This window comes from Microtetraspora sp. AC03309, from assembly GCF_020826795.1.
Taxonomy (GTDB): Bacteria; Actinomycetota; Actinomycetes; order Streptosporangiales; family Streptosporangiaceae; genus Microtetraspora; species Microtetraspora glauca.
Genome location: NZ_JADDIL010000159.1, coordinates 1 through 5457 on the forward strand (window position 1 = coordinate 1; position 5457 = coordinate 5457).

Here is a 5457-nt window from a genome sequence, read left to right on the forward strand (position 1 = left end):
GTACGGGGGATGGGGACGGCGGGGTTGGCCTCCAGGAAGTCGGCCAGGGCGCGCAGGCCGGTGATGACGGCGGTCCGGTCGATGGTCGGCATGGTGGTCGGTCCTTTCAGAAGGCGTCGGGTGCGGGCCGCAGGGTGCGGAGCAGGTCTGAGGCGAGCTGGTTGGACACGCCGAGGCGGGCGCGGAGCAAGTCACGGGTGATCGGTCGACCGTGCTTGGAGTGGTGTTCGTCGGCCACCCGCCGGGCGTAGTCGACGAGCGCCGAGGACGGCCCAGGACCGTCGTCCTGTTCGTCCTCGTCGGTGGGGACGAGAGCCGGGACGGAGGACGAGCCATCGCCCGAAGAGGACGGCCCGCCATCGGTCGAGGACGGAGAGGCCGACGCCGAGGACGAGCCCGTGACGGTCGAGGACGGAGCTGGGACCCCGGACGGGACGAGGGCGGGCGACGCGTACGGCGAGGCGATGAGCGGCGAGGACGCCGGGACGATGGCCGAGGACGGGACCGGGGACGGCTCCAGATGAGGGCCGGAGGCACGCCGCTCCAGCATCGACACCGCGACCAGGAACGCGCCCGCCGGAGTCGCGGCGGTCAGCCACCCCCACACGCTCGGGTCAGCCTGATGCAGGTTCGCGGCCAGGGACAGGACGATCCCGGCGACCAGGACGAGCGTCGGCCACGACACCCAGCCCCGCCGTATCCGTCCGGTCTTCTTGTCCCGCTGGCGTTCCCGAGCGGCCATGACACAGGTGAGGTCGACGCAGACGGCCACGGCCCAGGCCATCCAGCCCTCTTGTCCGCTCTCGGTGGCGGTGTCGCGGATGTGGGTGAAGCTGCCGGCCCCGGCGATGGCGGCCAGGATCAGGACCGGCCCGGAGTCGGCCAGCCGTAGCGCCAGGCGGGACGCGGTCATGCTCATGCTGTTCACTCCCTTCGCATGCGGGTCGGGTGGGCGGTCAGGCGGCGAGCTCAGGACTGCTGCTTGCGGGAAGCTCGTGGCCCAGGCCGGAGGCGGCGACCTGCGCCCACGACGGCGTCACGGTGGCGAAGGTGTCGGCGGCCTGCTCCGCCGCAGAGGTGGAGACGTAGCCGGATCGGGCGCGATACCAGCGGCCATCGCTTCCGGTGATGACAGCGACGCCAGGCAGCTCCGGCGGGATCGAGCGGGCGGCAACCAGCGCGTCGGGGTCGAGGTCCCCGAGCGTCATCACCGCGGTTTCCGGATCATTCACGCGGTGGCAGACCCGGCCGCCGATCTGGGCCCGCAGCGCCGTCACGCCAGGGCCGAGGTCGGAGCCGATCCGCTGACCCGACAGCACGAGATGGATGCCGAACGCCCGCCCGAGCTGGGCGATCCGCAACAGTGCGGTAGCGGTCTGGGTGACCTGATCTTTCTCGGCTCTGTCGGCGGTCAGGAAGAGCTCGGCCACTTCGTCGACCAGGAGCACGACCGGGATCGGCCGCGCGCCGTCGGAGAGCTGCCAGATGTCGCGCACCCCGTACCGGCGGCAGGAGAGCATCCGGGCGCCCATGACCGCGATCAGGTCGGCCAGCAGCTCCAGACACTCCCCGCGCGTCGTGGCCAGCGCGGTCAACCGCTGCGCGTACGGCGAGAGTTCGACACCGCCTTTGAGGTCGAACCCGACCAGGGCGACCGGCTGCGGAGCCAGGCCCACGATGAGCGCGTTGATCAGGTTGGACTTGCCGGACTGTGTCGCTCCCGCGTTCATCCAGTGCGGGATCAGCCGCAGATCCATCCGCCAGGCCGCGCCGGTCTCCAGCACCCCGACCACCGGCCGTAGCAGGTCCTCGGCCCGCCACCCGTCCGCTGGTTCAGCGGGAGCCAGGGCCGGAGCGACGTGCGCTAAAGGGTCACGGTTAATCCCCTGCACGGTCACCCGGCCCGGACGGGAGCCGACGACGCGGACCGCTTCGATCCGCCAGGCGTGCGCCAGCCGCTCGCACACCTTGGCGTAGTCGTCGGGGATCTGCCCATCCAGCAGGTGGAAGGTGATGCGGAAGCCATGCCGTACCGGGCGGGGCAGGCCCATCCACGGCTTGGTGTCGACCGCGACCCGCTGGAAGCGCCGTTTGACCCGGACGACTCCGGTCGAGGCGACCAGGCCCGGGACGGTGGTGAACCACCAGCGGTGCCGCTTCTTGGTGAGCCCGCAGCCGGAGGCCACGTGCCGCCAGGACCAGCGCAGCCAGACCGCTTTGCGCGGGAAGATCAGCAGGTACCAGTACGAGACCGGCGCCCACCGCCGCCAGGCCATCAGGACGACCAGGGCGGCGGCGGCGAGCAGGATCGGCCGGGGGATGTCGGGCATCAGTTCACCCCCGCACTGGCCGTGACCGGGGTGAAGGACTGGGCGCGGTAGGAGATGCCCCACCGGCCCGCCTGCTCCCAGACGTAGCCGACCAGGCCGACCGGGATCACCTCGTCCCCCGCCGAGACCTGCGGTTCGGGGCTGATGCTGACCTTGACGAGCTCCATCCGGCCGAACTCGTCCTCAACCATGAGGGTGACCTCGTACATGACGTTGCCGTCGCGGTCCCGCTTGACCTCTCCGGTCTCCTTGCTCACCAGCCGGGGCCGGGCGCCCTTGGCGACGGAGACGGAAAGCCGGCTGACGTCGACGGGGATCGGGATGTTGCGCATGATCGTTTCCTTTGATCGGAGTGAGACTTCCTGGAATACATGGAACGCTTGGAATTCTAAGTTGTCAAGGAGTGCTTCGCAGACTTGGTTGGTTTCTTTACCTGGGTGTGCTCAACTGGAGGGCGGAGACGAGGAGAGCCCCGATGGTGGAGAAGACCGGCCGACCGGCCTACCTGCAGATCGTTGACGAGCTGCGCGCCCAGATCCGCGCCGGCTCACTGCCGCCCGGTACGGCACTGCCGTCCATCGCGCAGCTCTGCGAGCGGTTCGAGGTCTCCGCCAGCGTGGTCAAGTCCGCGATCAGCGTCTTGCGCACCGAGGGGCTCGTGGTGGGCCAGCAGGGCAAGGGCGTGTTCGTCCGCGAAGCCCCGGCATCGGCCCCCGAGCCCTCCGGCATCAACGCCGAGATCCTGGACCAGCTCACGCAGATGCGCGCATCGGTCAAGGAGTTGGGGGATCGGCTTGCCGCTCTGGAGTCGGCGGTGTTCCCCAAGCGGAAGTGATCTCCGCGACCCGACAGGCCAACTCCTCCAGCTCCGCCCGCATTTCGGCCAGCATTTGAATGATGCGCCGCTCGTCCGCATTCATGCTCATTTCTCCTCGCTCATCCCTGGCGTCTTTCGCCCTTTCGGGATGGCTCAAGTTCACCGTGAGCTGCGGGTTTCCGGTATCACGCCGATCTAGTTAAGCTTTTTCAGTCCGTCTCAACGGGCGTTTACACGAGCGTTTTCACATGCACGACCGCACACCGCGCACCACCACCCCAAGCGTGAAGGCGAAGGTATGCAATGAAGACGACCCAGCGACCCGGCTGGACCCCTTCCCGCCTGCGGGAACACCGCGAAGCGCACGGCCTCACCCTGGAGGCGGCGGGCGAGCGTCTCAGGCTCGCGGCCGGCCGCCACGGCCTTGCCGTTCCGGCGGCGAACTTCCAAACACTCTGGGGACATGAGCAGGGAACCATCTTCCCCGGCCCGCACTATCGACGCGCGTACTGTCTGCTTTATCAGGCAACGGAGCCCGAACTAGGCTTCCGCCCCCCTTTGCCCGGTGAATCACAGAAAGCGGAAATCGTGATTTCCGAATTGCCTGCGCCCACGGACCCCGCCACCGACAACGCCGCCGCCCAGGTCATCGAAGAAGCATTCACCAAAGTCTCCATCGGCGGCATCGAACCCGGCGACTCCCCACAAGCCCTCCTACGCACCCGCGTGGTCGACGCCTGGCGCAGACGCCACGGCGGAGGCAGCCCCAAACCGATCCTCGTCCTCGTCGGCGGCTACGCCGGATCAGGCAAGACCGAGTTCTCCCGCTTCCTATCCGACATCACCGGCTGGGCGTTCCTGGACAAGGACTCGCTGACCCGCTTCATCGTCGAGCGGCTGCTCATCTCTCTCGGCGGTGACCCCCACGACCGGCACACGGACCTGTATCTGAAGGAGGTTCGTCCGCTGGAGTACCGGTGCCTGATGGAGACCGCGTGGGACAACCTCAACGTCGGCACCTCCACCATCCTGTCTGCGCCGTTCATCTCGGAGTTGAAGGATGAGGCCTGGTTCACCCGGCTGGAGAACCGGTGCGCCGCCAAGGGCATCGACGTAGCCGCGATCTGGGTCCGCTGCGACACCGACTCCATGCGCGAGTACATCGAGTTCCGCGCCGCCGCCCGCGACACCTGGAAGCTGAGCAACTGGGACCAGTACGCCGAAGGGCTCAACGTCGAGGCCAGCCCACCCACGGCACACGTCACCGTCGACAACCGGCTTGGCGCTGCGATCAGCCTCGCTGACCAGACCCGCGAAGCGCTCAAGCGGATCTTGGCGTGACGGTGCGCGGCATCGTGCTGTACGGCCCGCCTGCCAGCGGCAAGAGCACCATCACGGCCGCACTCGCCGACATCGACCCGCGGTTCACCCTGCTCCGCAAGCTCAAGGTCGGCACCGGCCGCGCCGATGAGTACGACTTCGTCACCGCCGAGCACCTGGAGCAGCTGCGCGAGGCCGGACGGTTGCTGGTCGAGACCCGCCGGTACGGCAACGCCTACGCCGTCGACGCCCGTACCGTCGAGGCGATGGCCGAGGCCGGACAGGTCCCTATCGTGCATGTCGGCAGCATCGCCGACCTGCACCAGCTCACCGGTGGCGGCGGCGACTGGTTGCGGGTACGGCTCTGGGTCCCGCGTGAGGTGTGCGAGCAGCGTTCGCGAAGCCGAGGCGACCCCGACACCGGCAAGCGTCTCCAGGCGTGGGACGAGGCCCAAGCCGACCTCACTGCCCACGCCGAGACGGCGGCGTTCGATCTGTCGATCTCCACGCAGGATGCCGATGCCGTAGCGGTGGCGCGGGAGATAGCCGGCGCTTTCGCCGCTCTGTCCGCCGAGGGGGAGGGGGCCGGTTCGGTCGGTCATCGGATGTGACCGAGCAGGATGTTTGTCCACAGCCGCCGGGCGGGGACAGAGCGCAGCCATTCGCTCTCGCTCACAACGGTGCCGTCGGAGGCGCGGTAGTGACGGCGGGTGAAGAGCAGACCCCCGGCCTGGCACAGCTCATAGACGATGTCCTGGCATTCGCAGGTGTGCTCAAGAACCCGGACCCTGCTCGCGCGCGGGCGGCATTCCTGCCATGGCAGCTTCTCCCACCCGGCTTTCGGGTGCGCGGGATGGATGCCGTGATACTCGCCGGTCGGGCCGTCTGATGCCATGCCGATGATCCCCTTCTCACATGGGGTGGCCGAACGAGGGATGGTGGCCCCCGCAGAGCCACCCGCCCCCGAGTGCCCTCTGCGGGGGCGGGCAC

7 protein-coding genes are annotated in these 5457 nt (G+C 68.7%); 3 read left to right on the top strand and 4 right to left on the bottom strand.

Annotated features, from left to right (window positions below; genetic code table 11):
* Positions 1-106: 106 nt before the first annotated feature.
* Genes IMZ11_RS41710 through IMZ11_RS41720 form a run of 3 tightly spaced genes read right to left on the bottom strand, consistent with a single transcriptional unit; the run spans position 107 to position 2662 of the window.
* Entirely contained in the window at positions 107-919 is an 813-nt protein-coding gene (locus IMZ11_RS41710; RefSeq protein ID WP_228648981.1) for a DUF2637 domain-containing protein, read from the bottom strand.
* Between the two features lie 37 nt (positions 920-956).
* The gene (locus IMZ11_RS41715) at positions 957-2330 is read right to left on the bottom strand and encodes an FtsK/SpoIIIE domain-containing protein (protein WP_228648983.1); all 1374 of its coding nucleotides are present in this window, start codon (positions 2328-2330) and stop codon (positions 957-959) included.
* Positions 2330-2662: a hypothetical protein gene (locus tag IMZ11_RS41720; protein WP_228648985.1), complete on the bottom strand. Its 333-nt coding sequence runs from the start codon at positions 2660-2662 to the stop codon at positions 2330-2332. The genes IMZ11_RS41715 and IMZ11_RS41720 overlap by 1 nt, the downstream gene beginning before the upstream one ends.
* A gap of 143 nt (positions 2663-2805) precedes the next feature.
* Between IMZ11_RS41720 and IMZ11_RS41725 the strand changes: the two genes are divergently transcribed.
* The 3 genes from IMZ11_RS41725 to IMZ11_RS41735 all read left to right on the top strand — a co-directional run bounded on the left by IMZ11_RS41725 (position 2806) and on the right by IMZ11_RS41735 (position 5078).
* Positions 2806-3165 carry a winged helix-turn-helix domain-containing protein gene (locus IMZ11_RS41725; RefSeq protein ID WP_228648987.1) on the top strand — a complete coding sequence of 120 codons (360 nt, stop codon included), beginning with the start codon at positions 2806-2808 and terminating at the stop codon, positions 3163-3165.
* A gap of 285 nt (positions 3166-3450) precedes the next feature.
* On the top strand, positions 3451-4488 hold the full coding sequence (locus IMZ11_RS41730) for an AAA family ATPase (protein WP_228648990.1): 1038 nt from the start codon (positions 3451-3453) through the stop codon (positions 4486-4488).
* Positions 4485-5078, top strand: a complete 594-nt coding sequence (locus IMZ11_RS41735) for a guanylate kinase (RefSeq protein ID WP_228648992.1) — start codon at positions 4485-4487, stop codon at positions 5076-5078. The genes IMZ11_RS41730 and IMZ11_RS41735 overlap by 4 nt, the downstream gene beginning before the upstream one ends.
* Here IMZ11_RS41735 and IMZ11_RS41740 read toward each other — a convergent pair.
* Positions 5066-5362 carry a hypothetical protein gene (locus IMZ11_RS41740; protein ID WP_228648994.1) on the bottom strand — a complete coding sequence of 99 codons (297 nt, stop codon included), beginning with the start codon at positions 5360-5362 and terminating at the stop codon, positions 5066-5068. The genes IMZ11_RS41735 and IMZ11_RS41740 overlap by 13 nt on opposite strands.
* Positions 5363-5457: the final 95 nt, after the last annotated feature.